We start from the raw sequence: 23,416 nt of genomic DNA, 5'->3' as shown, positions 1-23,416 counted from the left end.
CTTGAAGTCAAAAAGTCCAAAAGTCGGTGGACTTTATGACTTTTTGACTTTCCGACTTCTGGACTTTTGGACTTGTAGGACTTTAGAGACTTTATGACTTTCTCGGTGATTGTGCCCGTCTACAACCGTCCCGACGAAGTCAGGGAGCTTCTGGAAAGCCTTGCCAAACAGACGTTCACCGACTTTGAGGTGCTCATCGTGGAAGACGGCTCCTCCGAGCCCTGTGAAGATGTGGCGCGCGAATTCCAGGACCGCCTCAACCTGCGCTATTTCTACAAGGAGAACAGCGGACAGGGCTTCAGCCGCAACTACGGCTTCGACCGGGCGCGCGGCGACTGGTACGTAGTCTTTGACTCCGACTGCCTGGTGCCCCCCGACTATTTCCGTATCGTCCGCAACCACCTGGACCAGCAGCCGCTGGATGCATGGGGGGGACCCGACCGTGCACACGACGATTTTACCCCGCTGCAGAAGGCCATCAGCTACTCCATGACCTCCCCCCTCACCACCGGCGGTATACGGGGCAACGCCCGCCACGCCGGTACCTTCCACCCGCGAAGCTTCAATATGGGCATCTCGGCCGAGGTCTACCGCGCCACCGGCGGCTACCGCATCACGCGCATGGGCGAGGACATCGAGTTCAGCCTGCGCATTATCAAGCAGGGTTTCCGCACCGGACTCATCCCCGACGCCTGGGTCTATCACAAGCGGCGCACCAGCCTGGGGGACTTCTTCCGCCAGGCCCACTTTTTCGGCCGTGCGCGTATTAATATCGCCCGCTTCCATCCCGGGGAGATCAAATGGGTGCATGCGCTGCCTGCCCTTTTTACGGTGGGACTGGCCTGCTACCTACTGCTGATCCCGCTCAACCCTCCCCTCTTCGGCTGGCTCAGCATGCCCTTCGGCCTCTTCCTGGCCACCCTGCTGATGCACGCCGGCGTGATCACCGGCAGCCTCCGCGTGGGCGCCCTGGCAGTGTTCACCTCCCTGGTACAGCTGACGGGCTACGGAAGCGGCTTCATCCGCGAGCAGTTTCGGAACCGGACAGGGTAATAGCGCCGCTGGAGATTTACCAGGCTTCAGCAGTACTTCGTCGGCAGGTCAAAATATACGCTCTCTCAATATCTCTACCGAAGATTACCTCATCGCGCATTTCTACGAATCCATGTTCCACTTCGATCTCCTCATAGATTTCATCCATGTCCGGGTGATCACCCTCCAGCACCACGACCGTCGACATAAAGATGATCTCCCCCTGGTCAAGATGTTCACGCATCCTTTCGATTAAAAACCTGGTAGCCGCTCCATCATCAGAAGCCAACCAGTTTGCCGATACCAGCAAATCCCACCGATTTGGCGATTCCTCCGGGAGAAAAACTCCAAAAAAATTAAAAGGCCCATACTCTTCCGAAAGCCTGCGTTCCATTTTTCGGAATTTATCTCTAATTACTTTCTTCATAACAAACTTTTAAGTTTTTCTGCGGATAAAATCATCTGTTTGGAGTGGCTTGCATCAATTGTTCCTGCCGGGCGATAACGGCTTTGCGGATCCCACTTGGTTACCCGGGCCCAATCCTCAAAACATTCGGACTTTATACTCTCTTCAATGCCGGAAAGTGTCAAAAGAATATCCAATTTGTGTGTCCGAAAACTCCTCAGATCTTCGAATTCCTTATTGGAGTTCGGATACCCGGACCAACGTAACGTCTTGCATATTCTCAATTTAAGACAAATTTCGATAACATACCCGCAAAGGTATACGGAACTGTCGTATCGCTCACCCTGATGCAACACCCTGGCATCGATCAGCTTCGAGTTCGCCAATTCCTCCAGCTCATCTATTGATATCATTCCGGTACTTTTTCCAATCGGTGCAATTCCTGATTAAAGGCACCCAGTTCCTATATTGGACTTCTCACCCGGTATCAACTTACAAATTCGAATGATGGACTCTGACCCTTGGCACTCATCCCAATCGAAACTTGTCACATTAGCACAGGCGACGCCTTCGATCACACCGGTCGCGATTCGCATTGATTTGTGAGGAGAGGACCCCTATATTTGAAGTCTTTCAAAGCCGCGAAACAAGCCGCCTGAAGCGGTCTCCAGCGGCCTTTTTCTTTGACAGCATGAACGTAATGACGGGGAGTAGCGCAGCCCGGTAGCGCATTCGCTTTGGGAGCGAAGGGTCGCAGGTTCAAATCCTGTCTCCCCGACACATGACAGTCAGACCTTCCGGCGCTGCGGAACCCGCGCCCGTAGCTCAACTGGATAGAGCATCGGCCTTCTAAGCCGACGGTTGCAGGTTCGAGTCCTGCCGGGCGTACCAGTGTAGTTGGACAGATTAGAACAGGGCGACATGGCCGAGTGGTTAGGCAGAGGTCTGCAAAACCTCCTACGGCGGTTCGAATCCGCCTGTCGCCTCTTCCCTTTTTTACCTGCCGCGTTCGTCTAGGGGTTTAGGACGCCGCCCTTTCACGGCGGTAGCACGGGTTCGAATCCCGTACGCGGTACGAGCCCTTCCTTTCGCTTTCCGGCGAAGGGAAGGCGCTTTTCTCCTCCCCTCCCCCTTCCGCCTGCCGCCGCCTGCCACAACCTCCCGTGAAATCCGGGCGTCCACCCGGCATGAGGCTTTCTGCTACCAGCCTCAAAGACATGTTCGACTCTGGGCATGCGTGCAGGCCGTACACCGCAGGCAGGCATTGCAATGACCGCCCCGATTCACGCCAGCGGATGCCACTCAGAAAGCTGGAAGAGGGGCGACGATCACGCCTGCCAAAAAGGAAATAAGGACAGCCGGCATGCATTGCAGCGGATGCGCGGAACGCGTAGCTGACGTATTGAACAATCTGAAAGGAATCCGATCGGCCGACATTTCCTTCATGGATTCAACCGGCCTGCACATACCCGACGAAACGGCCCGGCATTTCTGGCGCGAGGAAGAAACCGGCCGCTATCAACAAGACCGGATTCACCGTAAAGCAAAAGAGTGCCAACGCAAACTGAATAGCCATGAATAACGTATCGTTGACATCAACCATAACTTGTCCCGAATGTGGGCACCGCTCTACGGAGAAAATGCCGACCGATTCCTGTCGCTTCTTCTGGGAATGTCCCCGGTGTGACAACCTTATTAAACCTCAAAAGGGAGATTGCTGCGTGTTCTGCTCCTATGGCGACCATCCCTGTCCGCCCGTGCAGAAAGAAGGAGAATCCTGTTGTTGAAACGACTCTGCCGGTAAGAATTCCCCATCGTATCACATCCATAGGTCTACCCTGTAATCAACACCCTTTGATATGTCTGATTCAGAACATTTCGACCTTATCGTCATCGGAACCGGATCCGGCGGCTCCGTCGCGGCCGGCAAATGTGCCGGAGCGGGCTGGAAGGTTGCCCAAATTGACTCCCGCCCCTTTGGCGGCACCTGCGCCCGGCGGGGATGCGACCCCAAAAAAGTGCTCGTAGGAGCGGCTGAGGCTGTTGACTGGACCCGGCGGATGAAGGGGCGTGGCGTGCACGGCAAAGCGGAAATCGACTGGCAGAATATGATGGAATTCAAACGCGGTTTCACCGAACCGGTCCCTGAAAACAGGGAAAAGGCCATGGAAAAACAGGGCATCACGCCGGTACACGGTCGAGCGCGGTTTACAGATGAGCGGACCCTCCGGGTGGGAGGGCGAACACTTACCGGCGATCGCATGCTCATTGCCGCGGGCGCCAAACCGGCACCCTTGCCTATTGACGGTATTGATCATATGGTCACCAGCACGGACTTCCTGGAGCTGGATAACCTGCCGGATTCCCTGATTTTTGTCGGAGGCGGGTACATCTCGTTTGAATTTGCTCATATCGCCGCCCGGGCCGGAAGCGAGGTGCATATCGTACACCGTGGCGACCGCCCGCTGGAAAATTTCGATGCGGACCTTTCCAATATCTTACTGGAAAAGACCCGGCAGCTGGGAATAACCGTACAATTGAATGCCGAGGTACAGACTGTTCGAAAGAGCCAAAACCATTTTACTGTCGAGGCCTCCCAAAACGGTGACACCAAATCCCTGAAAGCCGATTTGGTAGTTCATGGCGCAGGTCGCGTACCCGACATTGACGATATGCAGCTGGACCATGCGAAGGTTGAACGGGACAAGGGGGGAATTGTCGTCAACGATTTTCTGCAAAGTCCCGATAATCCCCGAGTCTATGCCGCCGGTGACGCAGCCTCCAGCCCGGGCAAGCCGCTGACCCCCGTAGCCGGTTTCGAATCGCATATTGTTGCCTCCAACCTGTTAAACGGTAACAATCGCGAAGCGAAATATCCGGTACAGCCCTCCATGGTCTTTACCATCCCGCCGCTGGCGATGGCTGGTCTGACAGAGGATGAGGCAAATGAACGTGGCCTGGAAGTGGACATAAAAAGTGGACGGACCGACGGCTGGTACTCTTCAAAACGAACCAACGAAACACATACCGGTTACAAAACCCTCGTGGACAAGGAGAGCGATACGGTGATTGGAGCCCATTTGATCGGGGAACAGGCGCCGGAGCTCATCAACATGCTGACCATGGCCATCAACAGGGGCATCAAAACCACTGAAATGAAACAGATGATCTTTGCCTATCCCACCTACGGTTCGAACCTGCAGTATATGATTTGACGCGGAGGGGCCGTCACTCCTCCAGCGCCTTCCGCACCGCCGGCGCCACCTCCGTGGCAAAGAGTTCGATGGAGCGCAGCAGCTTGTCGTGCGGCAGGCTGCCCACGCTCATCTGCAGCAGGAAGCGCTCATGCCCGAAAATCTCATGCTGGTAGAGGATTTTTTCGGTCACCTCCTGCGGGCTGCCCACCACATTGGCGCCTTTTAACTGCCGTGAGGCTTCGAAAGTCTCCCGTGTCATGGGAGCCCAGCCCCGCTCGCGTCCGATCTTGTCCATGGTCTCCTTGAAGGCCGGGAAGGCGATGTCGGCGGCCTCCCGTGAATCCTCCGCGATAAAACCGTGGGAGTTGATGCTCAGGGGGAGGCGATCGTGTCCGCCCTCCTTCGCCCCCTTCCGGTGGAGGTCGGCCAGACCCTTGAACTGAGCCGGCTGCCCCCCGATGATGCCCAGGGCCATGGGCAGTCCCAGCCTGCCGGCGCGGTAGGCCGACTGCGGGGTACCTCCCACCGCCACCCAGACGGGCAGGCGCCGCTGCACCGGCCGCGGGTAGACGCCCCGGCCGTCAATAGAAGGTCTATGGTTGCCCTCCCAGTTAACCTCCTCCTCTTCGCGCAGCTCGAGCAGCAGCTCCAATTTTTCGGCGAAAAGCGCGTCGTAGTCCTGCAGGCTGCAGCCGAAGAGCGGGAAGGACTCGGTAAAGGAGCCCCGCCCCACCATGATCTCCGCGCGCCCGCCGGAGAGAAGGTCCACCGTCGAATACTGCTGGTGGGCCCGCACCGGATCTTCCGAGCCCAGCACGGTCACCGCCGAACTGAGACGTATCTTCTCCGTGCGCGCCGCGGCGGCGCCGAGGATGACCGCAGGTGCCGAGGAGAGGTACTCCTCGCGGTGGTGCTCGCCGATGCCGAAGACATCCAGTCCCGCCTCGTCGGCCAGCTTGATCTCCTCCAGCAGGTGGGCCATGCGCTGTTCGGGCGGCAGGGTCTCGCCGCTGCGGGCCACGGGGGTGTTTTCCACAAAGGTGTAAATGCCAAATTCCATAGGATGCCTGTGATGATGGGTAGGTTTAACCGAAGCATTTCTCCAATCTTCGGCACGCCTCTTCCAGTTCGTGCTCTTTCTTGGCGAAGCAGAAACGAAGCAGGTATTTGCCGTCCCCGGGATCGGTATAAAAGGATCGCCCCGTAACGGAGCCTACGCCGGCCTGTTCGATGAGCGTGGTGCAGGCTTCCTTGTCGTCAGCAAAGCCGGGCCGGTCGCTGAGCGGTTCAAAACTGGCAAAAACATAATAGGCCCCTTGCGGACGAGGGACCTTAAAGCCGGCCGTTTCCAGGGCCTTGCAAATGCGGCTTCGTTTTCGGCTGTAGTCCTCACGCAGTTCCTCGTAATAGGCATCATCGGCGGGAAAGCCCTCCGCCAGTCCGTACTGCAGAGGAGTGGGCGCACAGATGTAAAACAGGTCGCTCAGCAGTCCCATCTTTTCGGCGATATGTTCTGCGGCGACCGCATACCCCAGCCGCCAGCCGGTCATGTTGAACGTTTTTGAAAAGCTGGAAAGGGTAACCGTTCGCTCGAACATGCCCTCCAGGGAGGCCAGGGAGATATGGGCGTGATCGCCATAGGTCATGTACTCGTAGACCTCGTCGGTTATGGCGTACAAGTCGTGCTTCTCGATCAGTCCCGCCAGGCGGCGGAGTTCCTGCTCGGACCAAACCTTCCCGGAGGGATTGTTGGGCGTGGTTACGACGATGGCCTTGGTCCGGGGAGTGATGAGGGATTTCAGTTCCTCAAAATCAACGGGCCAGTCCGGGGGGTTCAGAAGCATCGTTTTCTGCCGCACTCCCCGCAACTGCAGAATATGACTGTGATAGCCGTAGAGCGGCTCAAATAGGATAACCTCATCTCCGGGATCGAGCAGGGCAAAAACCGCGGTCACAAAGGCGCCGGTGGAGCCGCTCGCAACCAGAATATTGTCAGAACCGCGTATGGGGATGTTGTTGAAGGAGATGACCTTCTCCGCAATACGCTGCTTGAGCAGGTCAACTCCGTCAAAGGGAGCATAAATGTTCTTGTCGCGGTCAATGGCCTTTCGGGCGCCCTCTTTGATGGCGCCGGGAGTGGGCATGTCGCAGATTCCCTGTCCCAGGTTGATGCCGTCCACCTCATTGACCCGGGCGGTAATGGAGCGGATATCGCTGTGACGGAGTGATTCGGTCAGGGAGGAGAGTGGTTTCATAAGGACTGTCTGTCGGTTACAATGACCGTTGAATATACGGAAGCACCAGGGCCCCTGCATAATTCACGGCCCTGGCGATCGTTTTAACGGCAGAGCCCTTTCTAATCTCTTACTCCAGTTCCGCCAGCAGTTCTTCCAGGTCCAGCGGCCGGGTCACCATCTCTACGCTGCCGTCCTCCCCGTAGTTCCATTCCCCCCGCGGCCGGTCGCGGTAGAGCTCCACGCCGTTGCCGTCGGGATCGTCCAGGTAGATGGCCTCGGAAACTCCGTGGTCGCTTGCTCCCGAAAGCGGCCACTCTGCCTCCAGGATGCGCTGCAAAACGCGGGCCAGCTCTTCGCGCGATGGATAGAGGATGGCGGTGTGATAAAGTCCCGTGCTGCCGCGAGGGGGCGGTGAGCCGTCCTTGCTGTGCCAGGTATTGAGCCCGATGTGATGGTGGTATCCGCCCGCGGAGACGAAGGCGGCCTGATCGCCGTAGGTGGTGGTCAGCTCGAATCCAAGCAGTCCGCAGTAGAAGTCCAGGGCGCGATGCAGGTCCGCCACCTTCAGGTGAACGTGCCCGATGCGGGTCCGGTCGGGGACTTTGTAGTCGTTGCCGGTGGGAGTATCCATGGGAAACAACAATAATTTGGGGTCCGTGGCCGGTGAAAGAACTTCACGTATGTCTCAATATAATAAAACCGCTACAGGTGGAAGAAGGGGAAGAGGTAGCGACGGACCCGTGCGGCGGCAAGCCCCTTGAACCGGGCGAGTTATTTATCAGGATAGAAGACGGAAAGAAACTCCTCGAGGGCCATCCAATATCCCTCTGAGCCTTCTTGGCCTTCTCAAAGGGAAAAGGTATAGCTGAGCCTGACCTTCCCCGGATTCCATGCCACGGTCTCCAAGGAAACCAATTGCGGCATATTCGCAAACACCTGAGCCAAAATGGTGGCTGTAGCCGAGGATGGGTACGTGAGGAAGGTCAGTTCCTTGCTAAGATATTGTTTTAAGGGATCCACACTTCGCCCGGCAAAGCTTTTCTGGAGCGCGTCAATCTGGTGTTCATAGCTGTTTCCCTGCGCGGAAAGATCGTTCGAAAAAGACAGACCAAGAATCGCCAGCAGCAGTATGGCCCGATATGCCATAGAACAAGTTAATTTGTTTATTCTCCACAGTACGGTGGGAATCATATCAGTATTATTTGGTTAATGCGGTTGTGTTTCGGGTCCCAGACCGGGAGAACTATCAACCGGCTTTTCAGGCGTAGGAATTACCGTTTGAAAGTTTCAACTCCTTCAGATAACCCTGCAGTTTATTGAGATGGCTTCCGTGCTTGCCCTGCATCAGCCAGTTTGCCGTGACGTAGGCAAAAAATGCGGTGCCTGCCATGATCATGACGAGATAAATGAGACGAATATCCCACGCAAATTCCTGTCTCTGAAACAACCAGATGTAGGCGACGAAGCCTGCTATGGCAGGTGTGAAAATCGCGTCCGAGTAGACTCCGATCATCATGATTCTGCGAAGCAGAACAACACTCTCTTCCAGCATTGCTTTCAGGGGCCGGGTGGAACATTCAAATCGGGTTATGCGCCGGTAGCCTATAAAATTGACCGCGGCCACCGTTAGCACTACCATACTCATCACAGCCGCAACCAACCCCATTTCAAATGCGGAGAGGAAACTGAAATCCAGTATAGGCTCCTCGGTGATCGCCAGCAGCTGCACCACGGAAACGGCCAGCACGAAGGTCCCGATGACGCCGGCCGCAACCGCTTTAAGGCGCATGGATCGTTTAATATTCGCAAAAGTAGTCTGTGATTTCTTCTTCATAAGTGATTGTATATGATCTTTATCCATGGTGTGGCCGTGATACGGGGACTTTCCCGCTTCCTGCCATATGGTTTTTAGAGTTTCCAGTTCCATAAACTCATTCCTCCACGATTTTTTTGAGCTTCTTCCTGATCCGGGTCATCCTGACCCTTACGTTATTCTGGGATATTCCGATGATTTCGGAGATCTCCTCATTGCCCTTTGCCTCCAGGTAGAGCATGACTATAGCCTTTTCAATCTCACTCAACTGTGCAATGGCCTTATACAGCAGGTTTAATTCATTTTCCGGCAATTCCTCTTTCCCGGGCATCCTCATCCGGTCGAAATCTCCCGGCGACGTTGTATATTCCCTGCTCTTGTCACGTTTCCGCAACTGCTGAAACGCCACATTCAGACACACCCGATACATCCATGTGGTAAACTTTGCGTCTCCCCGGAACGACGGGTACGATTTCCACAGATTGACCAGCATTTCCTGGAACAGATCCTTCCGATCTTCTTCGTTGTCACAATACATGCCACATACCTTGTGGATGATCTTCTGATCATCCATCACCCTTTCCAAAAATTTCTCTTCCCGAATATCTGATTTCACAGCGACCGTTATGTACGGTAAGTTTCTGGGGTTACACTGCATTAGTTGCATCAATACCATCGCAATTACAGTGTCGGCAAAAAAATATAGTGCGCATTCACCATTCCGTTGCAAACGAAGTGTTCCGAATCTCGCCAATATAATAAACCCGGACCGCCTTCCGGCGGCCCGGGTCTGGGTCAGGGACCGTATCGGGATTACACGGCCGCAAATTCAAGTGCTTCCGGCTTGAAGGCCTCGTCCAGCGGGGTATCCGCCAGGTGATTGGTATAGTTGCTCAGGGTCTTCAACGTCACGATGAGGTTTACCTCCAGCAGGTTGCGCTTGCTGTACCCGGCGTCCAGGAAGGACCGCACCTCCCCGGCGTCCACGTGACCGCGGCTGCGTACCACGCTGCGGGTGTAGCTCACCAGTGCATCCAGTTTAGGGTCATCCAGGCCCTCCCCGCTGCGAACGGCGTTCACCGTATCCTCATCCACCTTGAGCTGGTTTTTCAGGATGGTGGAGTGCACCGCCGAGCAGTAGTGGCACTTGTTTTCAATGCTGGCGGCCAGGATGGCAAGCTGCTGCTCTTTGGGCGAAAAGTCGGTTTGCGAAACCGCCTCGTTGAGCTGCAGGTAACCCTGCAGAACAGCGGGCGACTCGGCAAATTCGCCCAGAAGATTGGGGATGAAACCGAAGTTCTCTTCGGCCGCATTCAGCAGCGGTCGGGAGTTCTCGGGAGCGTTGTCTGCGGTATAAATATCAAAGTCCATAAAGATCCGATGTTTTGTTACAGGTTGGGAGAGTGACGGTGACCGGAATTCCGGCCCCGGATTATTGGATGGGATGCGCCGCAGATTTATTACCCGCAGGGCATGAAGATTCTGTCGATGAGGCAAATAGGTTCCGCCAATACGGGCGGTCCCGCGCATGTCCGGCCCGGGCAAAGGACCGCTTACAGGTAGCGGCGGGCCCAGGCTGCGGCCACCGAACCTACGTACCGGGCATCCTCCTCCTTGCTCAGCAGATGGTCGGCTTTATCCAGAGAGATGAAGCTTTTGGGGTGGCGCGCCATCCTGTAGATGTGGGCGGCATTGTCGATATCCACGGTCTTATCCACGGGCGAATGGAAGATCAGCAGCGCTTTGCCCAGTCCACGGATAATCTCATTCATATGCTGCTCCTCCAGGTCCTCCAGGAATTGCTTTTTGATGGTAAAGGAGCGTCCGGCAAGCACGACATGCGCACGTCCGCTGGATTCGATCTCTTCCCTGCTGTCCGACAGCAGATGGGCCACATGTTCGGGCTTGCAGGGGGCGCCGATGGTGGCCACGGCCTGAACCGATTCCAGCCGTTCCGCTGCCTGAAGCACCGCCGCGCCTCCCAGCGAATGTCCCATCAGCAGGCCGGGGGCCTGCCACTCCTTTTCCAGGTAACCGGCGGCGGCCAGCAGGTCTTCTACGTTGGAGGAGAAGTTGGTATCGGCGAAATCGCCCTCGCTCTCTCCCAGACCGGTAAAGTCAAAACGGAAGACCCCCAGCCCGGCCTCTGTCATGGCCCGGGATATACGTCCCACCGCGCGCAGGTTTTTGGAGCAGGTAAAACAGTGGGCGAACAGTACGGTGCCCCGGCGGATGCCCCCTTCGGGTTCGTCGAGGCGGGCAGCCAGCTCTTCGCTGTGCCCGGGAAAACGCAGGGTATGGCTTTTCATGATGTGGATGCGTTTGCGTTTTGAATAGATGCGTATAGCCCGCCGGAAGACCAAACAATGCACTTGAATGGTACGCTATGGTTCGGTATTTATCGACCTGAAAATACACAGCCCGGTTTGCCATGTTCAACTGGTTCAAGAGACGATCAGAACAGTCCAAATCTTTCGCCTCCAACGAGGAGTGGATGGAGGGACTGCGCAACCCGCCTGACGAGCGGGCGGTAAAACAGCTGCGGCAGACGCTCGTTCGCGGCCTTAAACCCGCCCTGAGCAAATACGTGGACCGGGAGCTGGAGGACTTCGTGGAGGATGTGGCCCAGGATGCCCTGCTCAAAATTCTTGATAACGTGGAGTCCTTTCGGGGAGAGAGCAAGTTTACCACCTGGGCGATGAAGATCGCTGTGCGGGAGGGATTGACGGAGCTGCGGCGCAAGCGTTACGACGATATTTCCATCGACGATCTGAAGGCCGAGCCCGGCGACCGGGAGATCTTCTCCATGAGCATGGCAGATACCGGTCCGGAGCCCGACCACGACACCCACCAGTCACAGATCATGGAGATGGTGATGCGCATCATGGACGAGGAGCTGACCGAGAAACAGCGAACCGCCATACGGGCGCTCATGGTGCACGGGCTGCCCATTACCGTGGTGGCCGAACAGATGGACACCAACCGGAACGCCCTCTACAAAGTGGTGCACGATGCCAGACTCAAACTCAAAAATCGTCTGCAAAAAGAAGGGGTTGATCCCGAGGAACTGCTGAAAAAATGGTAAGACATGACGGTTTCAATGCATCCGTTATCCTGTATCGCACCATCAAGTGCAACTGCCTGAACCCATGAAACTGACAACTGAAGTACTCAAAAAACTGATCCGGGCGGTCACCGCCACCAAAGCCGATGAAATCGGCTGCGATGATTGTTTTGACAAGCTTCACCGCTTCGCCGAAATGGAGCTGGCCGGCAAATCGCCCGAGGAAGCCATGCCCCTGGTTCAGGAACACCTCGACCATTGCGGAAACTGCAGGGAGGAATACGAGGCCCTGATCGAGGCCATGCAGGAACTCGGTACCTCCTGACAGCGATTGGAGGCGGAAACGAACGCTACACGCTCACCTTTTTTACCTGCCTTTTTAATCCCCCTGGGGTAAGAACTTTCACCGGTCGGTAGTCTATTCATATAACCTGAAGCTGCCGACATGCAACAGCCGCCTTACATACTCCTGCTAGCGGGCACCCTTCTTGCAGGGATCCTGGCCATGCCCGCACCTGCGGAGGCCCAGACCTGCAGTTGCGCGGGCGCCCCCCTGATCAGCTCCCAGAGCATCAGTACCACCTCCAGCGGGAACCTGCTTGTGGGACTCACCTACCAGTACAACGACATTTCCCTTCTCTACAGTGAAAATTCGCGGCTGAAGAACAACTCGGTGCGTCGCCACACCCGGTCCACACTCCTTGAATTCAGCTACGGGCTCACCCGCCGAATCACCCTTACAGGCACCGCCTCCCTCGTACAGAAATATCGTGAAACAGGACTCGGAACGCCCGGACCCAATCCAACGCTGACCACGCGCGGAATAGGTGACGGGCTGCTGATGCTCAAATACGTCCTCCACCAGAACACCATCCGCGAGCAGTACCAGCTGGCAGCCGGCATCGGGATCAAGGCGCCGGTGGGACGCCATTCCCTGCGCGACGGGCGGCTCCCGCTGAATGCCGACATGCAGCCGGGCACCGGCGCCTGGGACGGGGTACTATGGTCCTATTTTTCCAAGAGCTTCGCCCCCGCCACCACTCTAAATGTCTTCTGGTTCAATACCTACCGCCGAACAGGCACGGCAGAGCGTTTTGGAAAAGGCGACCGGTACAAGTTTGGCAACGAATGGGTTTCCACGGCGGGGATAACCGACAAACTGGCCGGCGACCTCTCCTATGTGTTCATGCTGCGCTACCGCTCCACGGCCTTCACCGCCTCGGCTTCCCTCTTTTTCAATCTGAACAGGAGCGTCATCTTTTAACCCACCCCACGAGCCATGTACCTGTCCGACACCATCCTTCGCATTCTTCTCATCCTGCTGCTCTATGGATTTCTTTTTACGGCCTGCAGTAACTCGGTGAGCGATTCCTCCAACGACGGGCACGATAACTGGATCATCCCACGTGACCAGGTGGTCAGCGGTGGCCCTGGGAAGGACGGCATCCCCTCGGTGGATAGACCCGTCTTCGCCAAAGCGTCGGAGGTGCAGTACATCGACGACGACCGCCGCGTAGTAGGCCTGCGCATAGGCGACACCATCCGGGCCTATCCCCACCAGATCCTGGACTGGCACGAGATCGTGAACGACGAGGTGAACGGTACACCCGTAGCCATCACCCACTGCCCGCTCACCGGCACCGCCATCGGATGGAACAGAAAGGTTAACGGACAGGTTACTGAATTCGGAGTTTCCGGTCTGCTCTTCAGGAACAATCTCATCCCCTACGACCGGCATACCGACAGCAACTGGTCACAGATGCAAATGCGAAGCGTGGCCGGGGAACTGGCTGGCACCGACATTAAGACAGAGGACCTGCTGGAAACCACCTGGGCCACCTGGAAATCCATGTACCCCGATTCAGAGGTGCTCACACGGGAGACCGGCTACAACAGGGGTTATACCGGCTATGCCTACGGCAGCACCTACAGCACCGACGATTCGGCTATCCTCTTCCCCATTACCCATCACGATGACCGCCTGGACCGCAAGGATCGCGTGCACGGCGTGATCCTGGAGCGTCCCGCCGATGAGGTAGCGCCGGTCAGGGTATATCCCATCAAGGTGTTCGGGGAGGGCGTCAACGTCATCCAGGAGACCCTGCGCGGGCAGCGAATACTTGTGGTGGGCAGCAGGGAGCACGACTTCGCCGCCTCTTTCAGGAGCACCCTTCCCGACGGCACACAGCTTGAAATGAAGGCCGTGCAGGACGCCCTGCCGGTAGTTATGGAGGACGGCGAAGGCAACCGCTGGAATCTCTTCGGGGTGGCCGTGGAGGGGCCGCGCAAGGGCCAGCGCCTGCAACCCACCCACTCCTACACGGGCTACTGGTTCGCATGGGTCGATTTCTTCCCGGCACTCGACCTCTACCAGGCAGACTGACCGTGCTCTTGCGACCTGCCGCTGAATGCATATCTTAGGAATGAACGCTCAACCCACTACCCATGACATGCCCTACATCTCCATCATAGAGCCCGAGGAAGCCGAAGGACGCCTGAAAGAAATCTACGAGGAGCTCCGGGAAAAGCGGGGCAAGCTGGCCCATGTGCACAAGATACAAAGCCTGAACCCGGAGAGCATCGTCACGCACATGGAGTTCTACCTGTCGGTCATGTTCGGCCGTTCGCCCCTGAGCCGGGCGCAGCGCGAGATGCTGGGCGTGGTGGTCTCGTCTTCCAACAACTGCCCCTACTGCGTCCAGCACCACTCGGAGGCGCTGAACCACTACTGGAAAGACGAGCGGCGGGTGCAGGCCCTGGCCCGCGATTTCGAAAGCCTCGACCTGGAACCGGCCGACCGGCAACTCTGCCGCCTGGCCCGCAAGCTGACGCTCCGGCCCGACGGCATTAAAAAAGATCCTGACATTAGCTCCCTCACCGACCTGGGCCTCTCGGAACGGGCCGTCCTGGACGCCGTGTTGGTGACAGGCTATTTCAACTTTGTCAACCGGCTGGTCCTTGGCCTGGGTGTGGAGCCCGGCGAAGAGGAGGTCGGGGGCTATAAATACTAAGCGATCCTGACACAAGAGACCTGTATAACCCTTAAAAAAACGGATTCAACATGACGCTATCCCAACAGCAGCAGGAACTTTGCAGCGAAAGCCGGTGGGACTTTTCCGGCCTCAGCGCCCTCTATATCAACTGCACGCTGAAACCGTCGCCCCGCCTCTCACACACCGACGGCCTCATCGAGGTGTCCCGTTCCATTATGGAGGAAAACGACGTGGACACCGAGGTGCTGCGGGCCATGGACTACGATCTCGCACCCGGCGTCTACCCCGACATGACCGAGCACGGGCAGGAGACGGACCAGTGGCCCCAGATCCAGCGCAAGGTGATGGAGGCGGACATCCTGGTCATCGGCTCCCCCATCTGGCTGGGCGAGAAATCCTCCGTCTGCAACCGGGTGATCGAGCGTCTCTACTCCTGGTCCGGCAAATTAAACGATGAGGGGCAGTACGCCTACTACGGCCGCACCGGGGGCTGTATCATCACGGGCAACGAAGACGGTATCAAGCATTGCGCCATGAGCATACTCTACGGACTTCAGCACCTGGGCTATGTGATCCCCCCCCAGGCCGACTGCGGCTGGATCGGTGAGGCTGGCCCCGGTCCCTCCTACCGCGATGAGGATTCCGGGGGACCCGAAAACGATTTCACCCAGCGCAACACCACCTTTATGACCTGGAACCTGATGCACATGGCCTACATGCTGCAGGAGGCCGGGGGCATACCCGCCCACGGGAACCAGCGTTCGGAGTGGGATGCGGGCTGCCGTTTCGACCATCCCAACCCCGAACACCGGTAGCTTTGCGGACGGCGACGCCGCATGTCCCAGAACCACCCAATTCAAACAGCCCCCCATGCCTCAGGAAATCGCCTCCGGCAGCCAAACCATGCGCCGGGAAGTAATCGAGGGTCTCAGCCGCCCCCAAAAACGACTGCCCAGTAAATATTTTTACGACGAACGCGGCTCCGAGCTCTTCGAACACATTACCCGCCTGGAGGAATACTATCTGACGCGCACCGAATGGTCTATCCTGGAAGATCACGGCGGTGATATGGCCCGGCGCATCGGCGCCCGCGCGGCGCTGGTGGAGCTTGGCAGCGGCAGCAGCCGCAAGACGCGCCTGCTGCTGGACCGGCTGCCGGACCTGCAGGCCTACGTGCCGGTGGACATTTCCAGCGACTACCTGCGGAAGGTCAGCCGGGAGCTGCGCCGGGAATACCCCGGGCTGTCCGTCAGGCCCGTCTGCGCCGACTACACCACCCACTTCGAACTGCCCGACCTGCCCGGCGAAACCGAACGCCTCGCCTTTTTCTTCCCCGGATCGACCATCGGCAACTACAAACCCACCCGGGCGCAGGCCATACTCGCTCGCATCGCGGGGCTGATGAAAGCCGGCGGGCTGCTGCTCATCGGGGTGGATCTGAAAAAGGACCCCAGGGTGCTGGAGGCGGCCTACAACGACCGCAAGGGCGTCACGTCTGCATTTAACCGCAATATCCTGCGCCACCTGAATCGGGAGCTGGAAGGCAACTTCAACCCCTCGGGTTTCGAACACCTGGCCTTCTACAACCCGGAGAAGGGACGCATCGAGATGCACCTGGTCTCCCGCAAGCGCCAGAAGGTACAGGTGGCCGGCCGCACCTTCGAGCTGGAAGAGGGCGAGACCATCCACACCGAGAATTCCCACAAGTACACCCTGGAGGAATTCCGCCGACTTGTCAAAGACCGCTTTCACATTGAGAAGGTCTGGACCGATCGCCGCGACTGGTTTTCACTGCAACTGCTGAAAAAAATCGACGACTCCTCATGAGCAACACCATAACAACCCAAGAGCTGGCCCGTTGCCTGGGCCGGTCTGACCTTACGCTGCTGGATGTGCGCCCCCTGTCCGCCTACAACGGCTGGTGCCTGGAGAATGAGCCGCGCGGGGGACACATCCCGGGCGCCAGGAGCCTGCCCCTGGATTGGACCCGCTACATGGACTGGGTGGAGGTGCTGGAGGAGAAAGACATTACTCCGGACCGGCCTGTGGTGGTCTACGGCTACGGCGAGGAGGAGGGCGCCGGAATGGCGGACAAGCTGAAGCGTCTCGGCTACAGCGAGGTGCGCGTCTACGGCGCTTTCACCAACGAGTGGGCCGCCAATTCAGACCGCCCCCTCGAGCGGCTTCCCCGCTTCCGCCACCTGGTCTGGCCCGGCTGGGTGAAGGAGCTGGCCGAGGGCGGCCGCCCCCAACACTACGATAACGACCGTTTCGTGATCTGCCACAGCCACTACGATTATATCGAAGACTACCGCAGGGGACACATCCCGGGGGCCGTGCCCGTGAACACCAACAGCCTGGAGTCTCCCGATACCTGGAATCGCCGCACACCCGCCGAGGTGAAGGAGACCCTGGAAGACCTCGGCATCCGTCACGACACCACCGTCGTACTTTATGGCCGTTTTTCATCCCCCGTCTACGACCAGAATCCCTTTCCCGGCAAGAGCGCGGGTCACCTGGGCGCGCTTCGCTGCGCTGCCATCATGCTCTGGGCGGGGGTGGAAGATGTGCGTATCCTTAACGGGGGCATCACCTCCTGGGAGCACGCCGGCTACGAAATCACCGAAGAACCGGCGTCTCCCTCTCCAGCGGGCGATTTCGGTCTCAAGATCCCCGGCCACCCGGAGTACATGGTGGACCTGCCGGAGGCACATAAGCTTCTGAACTCCGGGGATGGTGAACTGGTCAGCATCCGCAGCTGGGAGGAATTCATCGGTGAGCGCAGCGGCTACCACTATATTGAGAAAAAGGGTCGCATACCGGGAGCCCTCTTCGGCAACTGCGGCAGCGACGCCTATCACATGGAAAACTACCGCAACTTCGATCACACCATGCGGGAATACCCCGAAGTGGCCCGCACCTGGGAGGAGGGCGGCATCACGCCGGACAAGCACATCGCCTTCTATTGCGGCACGGGATGGCGGGGCAGCGAGGCTTTCCTGAACGCCTGGCTGATGGGATGGCCGCGGGTGTCGGTCTACGACGGGGGGTGGTACGAGTGGTGCAGCGATCCCTCCAACCCCATTGAAAAAGGAATCCCGAAGCAGGCGCGCACCCGTACCGGGTGACGCTTGCTTCGGGATGGTGATGTGCGGCCCGAATAGGCCGCGTCACGTTGATGGCCCTGTGGATGTTACGCTCCTTCGGGAACCGGTACTTTTTCCTTGAGGCTATTGCCCTTGAACGCATAGAGCAGGGAGACAGCAATGATGAGGACCTGGAATTCCATGCCTCGGCCCCCGTTGTCACCCATGTTGATGGAGTTCCATCCGAATTGGGCATGAACCATGAAGATGGCCCCGATCATGATCACGGTAAAGATCAGCCCGGCCAGGCGTGTGGCCCACTCAGGACCGAATCCGCCCCAGAGAATGAGCAGACCGCCCGCCGCTTCCATAATGCCCAGCATGAGCACCATAACAAAGGGCATGCCCATCATGGAGGATACGGCGCCCGTCATGGCTATTTTCGGAAAGGCGTGATAGAGGAAAATGGCAGCCAGGGAAAATCGGGGCAGCCAATGCGCAATGCCGGATAGTGAATTTAATTTTTCCATAAGATTGAGCGTACGTTGATTGAAATTGTGGTTTCGGTAGCTTTATGGATGAGGCGACCGCGCATTCTCTTACCTCACCGCCGCCTTCCATCCCCCCCTTTCTCTCCTGTCAGGCGGGAAACCCTTTCACAGCAGGGCCGTCTGGTAGTGGATCACGTAGATACCTGCCAGAATCAGCAGCACTCCGGCTATACGCTCCATATGCGGAAGAAGTGTTCTGAGATGCCTCATAAACCACTCCCTGGCCAGCGAGGATAGCACAATGGCCAGGATCATCATCCCGCTGATGCCTGCAAAGTAGGCCGCCAGGTAGGATACGCCCTGCCAGAAGGGAGCGGCCATGGCCTGTACAGCCACGACCAGGAAAAGGGGAAACAGGCAGCCCAGGGCGCCTATGGCATAGGCCAGACCGAACAGGAAAGCATCCGCCGTCTCGTTGGAGGCGCGGCCGAACCGGACGCCGGCCGAATAAGCCACACTCCTGCCCGCGACCATGAACGCTCCCAGTATGATGAGTCCCCCTCCCATGGCCATGGCGATCCACTTCATATAGGTTTTCAGGAGCTGGGCTGCCACGACAATAAGCAGGCCGGCGACCAGGTAGACGGCCAGAATGCCCAGGATGCTCAGGAGCGCCAGCTTGAAACCGCGCCAGGCACTGACTCTCCAATCTGATGTCTCAGCCCCTTCCCGGGAAACGTAGGATACGATATATCCCGGCAGCAGCGCGACGGCACAGGGGGCGAAGAAGGCAAGAACCCCCTGGAGGAAGGAAAAATGAAGGAAATCCATAGGCCTAGTTGACCAGGCGGTCGAAGAGGTCACGGTACTGCTGTTCGCTGAGCGCGGTTTTGTTACGCTGGAAGACCACACGGCCTTCACGGCTAATGCCCACGGTGGTGGCCTGTGCCTGCACGCCAAAATCCAGCATAATGTCAGGGTGCCCCCAGGTAAGCGGGAAGGTGAAGTTTTCCTCCCGGGCCAATTCGGTCATGACTTCGCGGGTATCGGTGGGATCAATCCCGATGGCAATAAAGTCCAGGCGATCCTGATAATCGGGATAAACCTCGGAGAGCACCGGCCAGTTCTTGGCACAGATGGGACACCAGGAAGCCGTAAAGTAGACCACCATGGGTTTATTCTCGGCCATCGTCTCTTCCAGGCTTACCGTATTGCCCTGGATGGTTGTGACGCTGAAATCGGGAGCCATCCGCTGCTGCGATTCACCGCTCTCGGCGCTTTCGCCTCCGGATTGGTTCGTATCGCCCTGCGAACAGCCGGCCGCAAACGTGAGTGAGAGGACAAGGGCAAGAGTCAGAAGGCGATATGTAGCATTCATGGTATAAAGAATCTATTGGTTCAGAGTATTTCCCCCATAATAGACGACCTGCCTCGGCCCCGTCTTACCCGGGATTCCTGAAATTATTTCGGATCGGACAGGGAGTAGCGCAAGCCGGCACGGAAGGTAAGAGTTACCGAACCCGTGTGGTCTTATGAAGTGGAAATCGAAACGATAAAAAACTTGCCTCTGCCATGTTAAAAGCCCTATTACGATCAACTCGCATACTAAGCCTCGCACTCGCCGCCCTGTTAATGGGACTGGCCACCACCTTCCAAACGGTCCACGCCCAGGACGATCCCGACCAGCCGGAAAAACTCGAAATGCTGCAGAAAATGGCTCCCTACCTGGGTTACCTGCAGGCCCACATGAAGGCCGAGCCCCAGGCGTTGCTGGGCGGTCCACTTGAAATCTCCATCAGCCAGAACAGCGGCGGGGTGTTCACCGTCGTGCCCTCCCGGCGTGAGCTGGACCCCCATGTCTTCGGCACGCCCGAAGTGCCGCGGGCGCTGGCCGGCAGTCCCGGCATCAACGGACTTCCCCCGGGAGCCCGCGGCGTGAGCGACGGCTCCTACACCCGAATGAAGAATCCCTCCCCCTTTGGTGACAAGAATATCGTCATGCCGAACGGGCAGCTCAGCATCGAGGCGGTAGACGCCACGGCAGCGGACGCCTCCTCCACCCAAGACCAGGTAACCTTCCAGGCCAGCTGGGAAGACAGGGAGGGCAACACCTACTCGGTGCGCTGCTGCGCCCAACTGGCTGCCCACGGGGTTGAATATCCAACTTTCGGCGGTGTGGTATCCAACACGATTCTGCACGGCTCCAGCCGCATCGGCACCGCGCTCATGCCCACCGAATACGTCTACTTCGCTTTCTGGGGCATGGGCGAGGTGCGCAAAAACGGCGAGGTACAGCAGAAACCGCGCCTGGTACACGGCATGCTCACCGAATACGTCCGCACCGAGGGCTACGAACTGGCAACCGACGAGGAAGTCTCCCCGGGTCGACGACATTTTCACCTGATGGTCCCGCCGATGATGCCCGAGCCGAAAGAGCAGGAGTTCGTACACAGCAATGTTGAAACCGGCTTTCAGCTCCCAAACGGCATGCAACTTCCCTTCTGGCACGTGATGTTTGAAAACCTGGAAATCAACGCCCAACGACAATAAGCTAACTCCACAAACCCGGTTCGCCCCGTCCTGATACGGCGGTGCGGACTTCTTCCGAGCCTACCGGCTCCTTTCACACGCATCCTAATTCCAGAGTACCCGTACCTCCCATGCGCCACCCTTATCAAATCATCTCCCTGCTCCTTTTGGTGCCCCTGCTTGCCTCGACCGGGGGCCATGCCTACCTCCCGACCTACCACTCCTCAGGCGAAGCCCTTTCCGCGACCGCTTCCTCCGACCCGACCGTCACAGTGACCATGACCAACACCATGAAGTTCGAGGCGGACACCGTACGCATCTCCACCGGGGAAACCGTGCGGTGGGAAAACACCTCCCTGCTGGCGCACTCAGTGACCGCCGATCCGTCCGAGGCGACCCTCGAGAAGAGCGCGCGCCTGCCTGACGGCGCAGAGGCCTTTGACTCCGGCATGCTCGATCCCGGGGAAAGCTATGAGCACACCTTCCGGGAGCCGGGCACCTACCGGTATTTCTGTATTCCCCACGAGGCGGTAAAGATGTACGGGTGGGTCATCGTGAACTCCTGACCGGCGGACTGTCCCTATAGCTCTCCGGCCTCCTCTTCCCCGGAAAACTTCCGGGCGTTGAGGTAGCCCAGCACCAGTCCGTACAAGAGATGAAGCGCCAGGGTACTTACCGGGTATGCGGGGCCCGGCGCCAGGTAGAGGGGATGATCCGGCGCCAGCATATGGGCATAGCCGAAACCGAAGATGCCCCAGCCAATGAGTGGGCTGTAAACCACCATCATGAAAAACCAGAGGACCACAGAAAGCACCAGCGCTTTGCGAATGCTCACATCCTCTTCGAAGGTATAAACCAGCACATACGACCAGAGCGTCCCGTAGCAGAAGTGAAGCAGCAGGCTGTAAATCCTGTCCTCCACGCCGATGTTATAGAGAAAGGCGGCGGAGGGAGGGATATTGAACGGCGCGATGCCGGCCAGGTTGATGGCCAGGTAGATAAAGAAAAACATGACCAGGCTGGCCAGCAGCCCGCTCACGCCTGTATAGAGAAGTCTTCCGCTCCGCATGCGCCTGTTCTTTGTCATGTTTCTTGGTATGGTTTTAAATCCGCTCCCTGGGTTTTATGGTAACACCGAGGCGGCCGGGCCCCGGCTGTCGTTTTTCCGGTAGCGCAGCTGAAAATAAAAGCCGTCCCGATCGCCGGTTACGGCTTCTCCCTCCAGCTGGCGGACCAGCTCGCGAATGATGGTAAAGCCCGCCGAGTCGGCGTCTTCGAGCTGGAAATCGCCTTCCACGCCCTTCCCGTCGTCTTCCACGCTGAGGTGCACCTCTCCTCCGTTCTGTCCGAGACGGATGAGGACTCGTCCCTCCTCCCCCATGTCGTAGCCGTGCTCAATGGCGTTTGCAAGCAATTCATTCAGGATGAGTCCGGTTGGAATAGCCTGGTTGATATTCACCTTCACCTCTTCAATCTCGCCTTGCAGGCGTATCTTCGAACGGCCGTTTCGCAGGTGGGACTCCTCCATGTATTCCATCAGCTCCCGGGCGTACCGCCCCAGGTCAATGCTGGAGAACGATTCCGCGCTGTAAAGCTGCTCGTGTATCAGGGCCATGGAACGGATGCGGTCACGGCTTTCCTGCAGGGCGTTTTCCGGCTCGCGGCCCATCATGCTCTCCAGCTCCAGCAAGCCGGAAATCACCGCCAGGTTGTTTTTGACGCGGTGATGAATTTCGGAAAGCAGCACCTTCTTCTCGCGCAGCGACTCTTTCAGGCTCTCCATGGCCTGCTCCCACTTCGCGATGCTCTTGGAGATGCGCACGGAGACCACCACCCCGATCAGCACCAGAAGAATGCCGGTGATGACGCTGAACCAGAGCGCGTACTGCTTCAGCAGCCGGGAGATACCGGCCAGCTCAGCCTCCAGTAGATCCTCATGGCGGTTCGCCCGGCGATTGAGGGAATCGAGCTCCCCCGCATAGGGTTGCAGATCAACGCTTTCGCCGGGACGGTTTTCCCCGCTTTGCACCCGCCCGGCCAATTCATCTTTCTGGCGGTCGATGCGCATCAGCTCCTCCCAGGTGTTCTCCAGCTCCACCACGGGATCCGTATTCCCGAAATGCCGGAAGGCAAAGAGCAGGGTGGACAGCTCGCCGGGATAGACCTCCCCCGAGGGAAAACCCCGATAGACCTTCTGCGGGTCAGGCCGATCCCGGAAAAGCTCGTTTATGAGTCCCTCGATGGGTTGCTCCCCGGCACGGATACGGCGGAATTCCTCCAGGTGACTTTCACGACCTGTCGCAAAATACCGCTCCAGTGCCACGTCCCCGCGTTCGTGCCTCTCAGACCAGTCGCCCAGCAGGACCCGGTAGGAACCGGAGGCCGATATCAGGTTGATAGAAAAGTTGGTAAGCACCACCAGTCCGCTTGCCAGCCCGATAAACAGCACGACCAGCGCCACCATCTTGCGACTCAAATAAAATCCGTTTCGACTGTTATCGGGTCCCGGCATGGACGAAGGCTATGCGTTAATAAACGCGGCGTTTTCCTAGACGCGCCGTGGCAGGC

The 23,416-nt window shown here is 57.9% G+C and carries 28 protein-coding genes and 4 tRNA genes; 18 read left to right on the top strand and 14 right to left on the bottom strand.

Annotated elements, in window-relative coordinates; all coding sequences use genetic code 11:
* Positions 1-93 precede the first annotated feature (93 nt).
* Positions 94-1,053 carry a glycosyltransferase gene (locus tag U5K31_03365; protein ID MDZ7771764.1) on the top strand — a complete coding sequence of 320 codons (960 nt, stop codon included), beginning with the start codon at positions 94-96 and terminating at the stop codon, positions 1,051-1,053.
* Positions 1,054-1,069: 16 nt separating this feature from the next.
* On the opposite strand, the gene U5K31_03360 is transcribed toward U5K31_03365, so the two are convergent.
* Positions 1,070-1,459, bottom strand: coding sequence for a hypothetical protein (locus tag U5K31_03360; GenBank protein MDZ7771763.1), 390 nt, complete (start codon positions 1,457-1,459; stop codon positions 1,070-1,072).
* Between the two features lie 683 nt (positions 1,460-2,142).
* Here U5K31_03360 and U5K31_03355 point away from each other — a divergent pair.
* The 7 genes from U5K31_03355 to U5K31_03325 all read left to right on the top strand — a co-directional run bounded on the left by U5K31_03355 (position 2,143) and on the right by U5K31_03325 (position 4,653).
* A tRNA-Pro gene (locus U5K31_03355) sits at positions 2,143-2,216 on the top strand.
* Positions 2,217-2,252: 36 nt separating this feature from the next.
* A tRNA-Arg gene (locus tag U5K31_03350) sits at positions 2,253-2,329 on the top strand.
* Positions 2,330-2,353: 24 nt separating this feature from the next.
* Positions 2,354-2,424 (top strand) — tRNA-Cys (locus U5K31_03345).
* Between the two features lie 16 nt (positions 2,425-2,440).
* Positions 2,441-2,513: transfer RNA gene (locus U5K31_03340), tRNA-Glu, on the top strand.
* A gap of 327 nt (positions 2,514-2,840) precedes the next feature.
* Positions 2,841-3,020 carry a hypothetical protein gene (locus U5K31_03335; protein MDZ7771762.1) on the top strand — a complete coding sequence of 60 codons (180 nt, stop codon included), beginning with the start codon at positions 2,841-2,843 and terminating at the stop codon, positions 3,018-3,020.
* Positions 3,013-3,225 carry a GDCCVxC domain-containing (seleno)protein gene (locus tag U5K31_03330; GenBank protein MDZ7771761.1) on the top strand — a complete coding sequence of 71 codons (213 nt, stop codon included), beginning with the start codon at positions 3,013-3,015 and terminating at the stop codon, positions 3,223-3,225. The genes U5K31_03335 and U5K31_03330 overlap by 8 nt, the downstream gene beginning before the upstream one ends.
* 72 nt (positions 3,226-3,297) lie before the next feature.
* Complete coding sequence (locus tag U5K31_03325) at positions 3,298-4,653, top strand: NAD(P)/FAD-dependent oxidoreductase (protein ID MDZ7771760.1); 1,356 nt, start codon at positions 3,298-3,300, stop codon at positions 4,651-4,653.
* Positions 4,654-4,666: 13 nt separating this feature from the next.
* On the opposite strand, the gene U5K31_03320 is transcribed toward U5K31_03325, so the two are convergent.
* From U5K31_03320 to U5K31_03285, 8 genes are all read right to left on the bottom strand, one after another.
* Complete coding sequence (locus U5K31_03320) at positions 4,667-5,695, bottom strand: LLM class flavin-dependent oxidoreductase (protein ID MDZ7771759.1); 1,029 nt, start codon at positions 5,693-5,695, stop codon at positions 4,667-4,669.
* Positions 5,696-5,720: 25 nt separating this feature from the next.
* Positions 5,721-6,890, bottom strand: coding sequence for a pyridoxal phosphate-dependent aminotransferase (locus U5K31_03315; protein ID MDZ7771758.1), 1,170 nt, complete (start codon positions 6,888-6,890; stop codon positions 5,721-5,723).
* A gap of 109 nt (positions 6,891-6,999) precedes the next feature.
* Complete coding sequence (locus U5K31_03310) at positions 7,000-7,503, bottom strand: VOC family protein (protein MDZ7771757.1); 504 nt, start codon at positions 7,501-7,503, stop codon at positions 7,000-7,002.
* Positions 7,504-7,718: 215 nt separating this feature from the next.
* Positions 7,719-8,063: a hypothetical protein gene (locus tag U5K31_03305; protein ID MDZ7771756.1), complete on the bottom strand. Its 345-nt coding sequence runs from the start codon at positions 8,061-8,063 to the stop codon at positions 7,719-7,721.
* A gap of 67 nt (positions 8,064-8,130) precedes the next feature.
* The gene (locus tag U5K31_03300) at positions 8,131-8,799 is read right to left on the bottom strand and encodes a hypothetical protein (protein ID MDZ7771755.1); all 669 of its coding nucleotides are present in this window, start codon (positions 8,797-8,799) and stop codon (positions 8,131-8,133) included.
* Between the two features lie 4 nt (positions 8,800-8,803).
* Positions 8,804-9,301 (bottom strand): sigma-70 family RNA polymerase sigma factor, encoded by a 498-nt coding sequence (locus U5K31_03295; protein MDZ7771754.1) that lies wholly within the window; start codon positions 9,299-9,301, stop codon positions 8,804-8,806.
* 197 nt (positions 9,302-9,498) lie between these two features.
* On the bottom strand, positions 9,499-10,056 hold the full coding sequence (locus U5K31_03290; GenBank protein ID MDZ7771753.1) for a carboxymuconolactone decarboxylase family protein: 558 nt from the start codon (positions 10,054-10,056) through the stop codon (positions 9,499-9,501).
* 182 nt (positions 10,057-10,238) lie between these two features.
* Positions 10,239-10,994 carry an alpha/beta fold hydrolase gene (locus U5K31_03285; protein ID MDZ7771752.1) on the bottom strand — a complete coding sequence of 252 codons (756 nt, stop codon included), beginning with the start codon at positions 10,992-10,994 and terminating at the stop codon, positions 10,239-10,241.
* Between the two features lie 122 nt (positions 10,995-11,116).
* Here U5K31_03285 and U5K31_03280 point away from each other — a divergent pair, with 122 nt between their 5' ends.
* From U5K31_03280 to U5K31_03245, 8 genes are all read left to right on the top strand, one after another.
* Positions 11,117-11,770 carry a sigma-70 family RNA polymerase sigma factor gene (locus U5K31_03280; protein ID MDZ7771751.1) on the top strand — a complete coding sequence of 218 codons (654 nt, stop codon included), beginning with the start codon at positions 11,117-11,119 and terminating at the stop codon, positions 11,768-11,770.
* A gap of 64 nt (positions 11,771-11,834) precedes the next feature.
* Positions 11,835-12,074, top strand: coding sequence for a hypothetical protein (locus U5K31_03275; protein MDZ7771750.1), 240 nt, complete (start codon positions 11,835-11,837; stop codon positions 12,072-12,074).
* 120 nt (positions 12,075-12,194) lie between these two features.
* Positions 12,195-13,013, top strand: a complete 819-nt coding sequence (locus U5K31_03270) for a hypothetical protein (GenBank protein MDZ7771749.1) — start codon at positions 12,195-12,197, stop codon at positions 13,011-13,013.
* A gap of 15 nt (positions 13,014-13,028) precedes the next feature.
* Positions 13,029-14,132, top strand: coding sequence for a DUF3179 domain-containing protein (locus U5K31_03265; protein ID MDZ7771748.1), 1,104 nt, complete (start codon positions 13,029-13,031; stop codon positions 14,130-14,132).
* Positions 14,133-14,199: 67 nt separating this feature from the next.
* On the top strand, positions 14,200-14,760 hold the full coding sequence (locus tag U5K31_03260) for a peroxidase-related enzyme (GenBank protein ID MDZ7771747.1): 561 nt from the start codon (positions 14,200-14,202) through the stop codon (positions 14,758-14,760).
* Between the two features lie 50 nt (positions 14,761-14,810).
* Positions 14,811-15,557 carry a flavodoxin family protein gene (locus U5K31_03255; GenBank protein MDZ7771746.1) on the top strand — a complete coding sequence of 249 codons (747 nt, stop codon included), beginning with the start codon at positions 14,811-14,813 and terminating at the stop codon, positions 15,555-15,557.
* A gap of 55 nt (positions 15,558-15,612) precedes the next feature.
* Positions 15,613-16,569: an L-histidine N(alpha)-methyltransferase gene (gene egtD, locus U5K31_03250; GenBank protein MDZ7771745.1), complete on the top strand. Its 957-nt coding sequence runs from the start codon at positions 15,613-15,615 to the stop codon at positions 16,567-16,569.
* Entirely contained in the window at positions 16,566-17,870 is a 1,305-nt protein-coding gene (locus tag U5K31_03245; GenBank protein ID MDZ7771744.1) for a rhodanese-like domain-containing protein, read from the top strand. The genes egtD and U5K31_03245 overlap by 4 nt, the downstream gene beginning before the upstream one ends.
* Before the next feature lie 65 nt (positions 17,871-17,935).
* Here the strand turns inward: U5K31_03245 and U5K31_03240 are convergent, their stop codons facing one another.
* The 3 genes from U5K31_03240 to U5K31_03230 all read right to left on the bottom strand — a co-directional run bounded on the left by U5K31_03240 (position 17,936) and on the right by U5K31_03230 (position 19,697).
* Positions 17,936-18,358 (bottom strand): DoxX family protein, encoded by a 423-nt coding sequence (locus tag U5K31_03240; protein MDZ7771743.1) that lies wholly within the window; start codon positions 18,356-18,358, stop codon positions 17,936-17,938.
* Between the two features lie 126 nt (positions 18,359-18,484).
* Positions 18,485-19,183: a cytochrome c biogenesis protein CcdA gene (locus U5K31_03235; GenBank protein MDZ7771742.1), complete on the bottom strand. Its 699-nt coding sequence runs from the start codon at positions 19,181-19,183 to the stop codon at positions 18,485-18,487.
* A complete protein-coding gene (locus U5K31_03230; GenBank protein ID MDZ7771741.1) occupies positions 19,155-19,697 on the bottom strand; it encodes a TlpA disulfide reductase family protein in 543 nt (180 codons plus the stop codon). The genes U5K31_03235 and U5K31_03230 overlap by 29 nt, the downstream gene beginning before the upstream one ends.
* 194 nt (positions 19,698-19,891) lie before the next feature.
* On the opposite strand from U5K31_03230, the gene U5K31_03225 reads away from it, so the two are divergent.
* Both U5K31_03225 and U5K31_03220 read left to right on the top strand, forming a co-directional pair.
* On the top strand, positions 19,892-20,869 hold the full coding sequence (locus U5K31_03225; protein MDZ7771740.1) for a hypothetical protein: 978 nt from the start codon (positions 19,892-19,894) through the stop codon (positions 20,867-20,869).
* 110 nt (positions 20,870-20,979) lie between these two features.
* Complete coding sequence (locus U5K31_03220; protein ID MDZ7771739.1) at positions 20,980-21,414, top strand: plastocyanin/azurin family copper-binding protein; 435 nt, start codon at positions 20,980-20,982, stop codon at positions 21,412-21,414.
* A 14-nt stretch (positions 21,415-21,428) separates the two neighbouring features.
* Here the strand turns inward: U5K31_03220 and U5K31_03215 are convergent, their stop codons facing one another.
* A complete protein-coding gene (locus tag U5K31_03215) occupies positions 21,429-21,935 on the bottom strand; it encodes a hypothetical protein (GenBank protein ID MDZ7771738.1) in 507 nt (168 codons plus the stop codon).
* A gap of 36 nt (positions 21,936-21,971) precedes the next feature.
* Complete coding sequence (locus U5K31_03210; GenBank protein ID MDZ7771737.1) at positions 21,972-23,324, bottom strand: sensor histidine kinase; 1,353 nt, start codon at positions 23,322-23,324, stop codon at positions 21,972-21,974.
* Positions 23,325-23,416 lie beyond the last annotated feature (92 nt).

It is taken from the genome of Balneolaceae bacterium, assembly GCA_034521445.1.
In the GTDB taxonomy this organism is placed as follows: Bacteria; Bacteroidota; Rhodothermia; order Balneolales; family Balneolaceae; genus JAXHMM01.
This window is presented reverse-complemented; position numbering and strand designations above follow the sequence as displayed.

What these genes read in the sequence shown, in the direction of transcription:
- U5K31_03365 (MDZ7771764.1), top strand. Translation starts at nt 94, where the DNA reads ATGACTTTCTCGGTGATTGTGCCCGTCTACAACCGTCCCGACGAAGTC.
- U5K31_03360 (MDZ7771763.1), bottom strand. Translation starts at nt 1,459, where the DNA reads ATGAAGAAAGTAATTAGAGATAAATTCCGAAAAATGGAACGCAGGCTT.
- U5K31_03330 (MDZ7771761.1), top strand. Translation starts at nt 3,013, where the DNA reads ATGAATAACGTATCGTTGACATCAACCATAACTTGTCCCGAATGTGGG.
- U5K31_03325 (MDZ7771760.1), top strand. Translation starts at nt 3,298, where the DNA reads ATGTCTGATTCAGAACATTTCGACCTTATCGTCATCGGAACCGGATCC.
- U5K31_03320 (MDZ7771759.1), bottom strand. Translation starts at nt 5,695, where the DNA reads ATGGAATTTGGCATTTACACCTTTGTGGAAAACACCCCCGTGGCCCGC.
- U5K31_03315 (MDZ7771758.1), bottom strand. Translation starts at nt 6,890, where the DNA reads ATGAAACCACTCTCCTCCCTGACCGAATCACTCCGTCACAGCGATATC.
- U5K31_03310 (MDZ7771757.1), bottom strand. Translation starts at nt 7,503, where the DNA reads ATGGATACTCCCACCGGCAACGACTACAAAGTCCCCGACCGGACCCGC.
- U5K31_03305 (MDZ7771756.1), bottom strand. Translation starts at nt 8,063, where the DNA reads ATGATTCCCACCGTACTGTGGAGAATAAACAAATTAACTTGTTCTATG.
- U5K31_03300 (MDZ7771755.1), bottom strand. Translation starts at nt 8,799, where the DNA reads ATGGAACTGGAAACTCTAAAAACCATATGGCAGGAAGCGGGAAAGTCC.
- U5K31_03290 (MDZ7771753.1), bottom strand. Translation starts at nt 10,056, where the DNA reads ATGGACTTTGATATTTATACCGCAGACAACGCTCCCGAGAACTCCCGA.
- U5K31_03285 (MDZ7771752.1), bottom strand. Translation starts at nt 10,994, where the DNA reads ATGAAAAGCCATACCCTGCGTTTTCCCGGGCACAGCGAAGAGCTGGCT.
- U5K31_03280 (MDZ7771751.1), top strand. Translation starts at nt 11,117, where the DNA reads ATGTTCAACTGGTTCAAGAGACGATCAGAACAGTCCAAATCTTTCGCC.
- U5K31_03275 (MDZ7771750.1), top strand. Translation starts at nt 11,835, where the DNA reads ATGAAACTGACAACTGAAGTACTCAAAAAACTGATCCGGGCGGTCACC.
- U5K31_03270 (MDZ7771749.1), top strand. Translation starts at nt 12,195, where the DNA reads ATGCAACAGCCGCCTTACATACTCCTGCTAGCGGGCACCCTTCTTGCA.
- U5K31_03265 (MDZ7771748.1), top strand. Translation starts at nt 13,029, where the DNA reads ATGTACCTGTCCGACACCATCCTTCGCATTCTTCTCATCCTGCTGCTC.
- U5K31_03260 (MDZ7771747.1), top strand. Translation starts at nt 14,200, where the DNA reads ATGCCCTACATCTCCATCATAGAGCCCGAGGAAGCCGAAGGACGCCTG.
- U5K31_03255 (MDZ7771746.1), top strand. Translation starts at nt 14,811, where the DNA reads ATGACGCTATCCCAACAGCAGCAGGAACTTTGCAGCGAAAGCCGGTGG.
- egtD (MDZ7771745.1), top strand. Translation starts at nt 15,613, where the DNA reads ATGCCTCAGGAAATCGCCTCCGGCAGCCAAACCATGCGCCGGGAAGTA.
- U5K31_03245 (MDZ7771744.1), top strand. Translation starts at nt 16,566, where the DNA reads ATGAGCAACACCATAACAACCCAAGAGCTGGCCCGTTGCCTGGGCCGG.
- U5K31_03240 (MDZ7771743.1), bottom strand. Translation starts at nt 18,358, where the DNA reads ATGGAAAAATTAAATTCACTATCCGGCATTGCGCATTGGCTGCCCCGA.
- U5K31_03230 (MDZ7771741.1), bottom strand. Translation starts at nt 19,697, where the DNA reads ATGAATGCTACATATCGCCTTCTGACTCTTGCCCTTGTCCTCTCACTC.
- U5K31_03225 (MDZ7771740.1), top strand. Translation starts at nt 19,892, where the DNA reads ATGTTAAAAGCCCTATTACGATCAACTCGCATACTAAGCCTCGCACTC.
- U5K31_03220 (MDZ7771739.1), top strand. Translation starts at nt 20,980, where the DNA reads ATGCGCCACCCTTATCAAATCATCTCCCTGCTCCTTTTGGTGCCCCTG.
- U5K31_03215 (MDZ7771738.1), bottom strand. Translation starts at nt 21,935, where the DNA reads ATGACAAAGAACAGGCGCATGCGGAGCGGAAGACTTCTCTATACAGGC.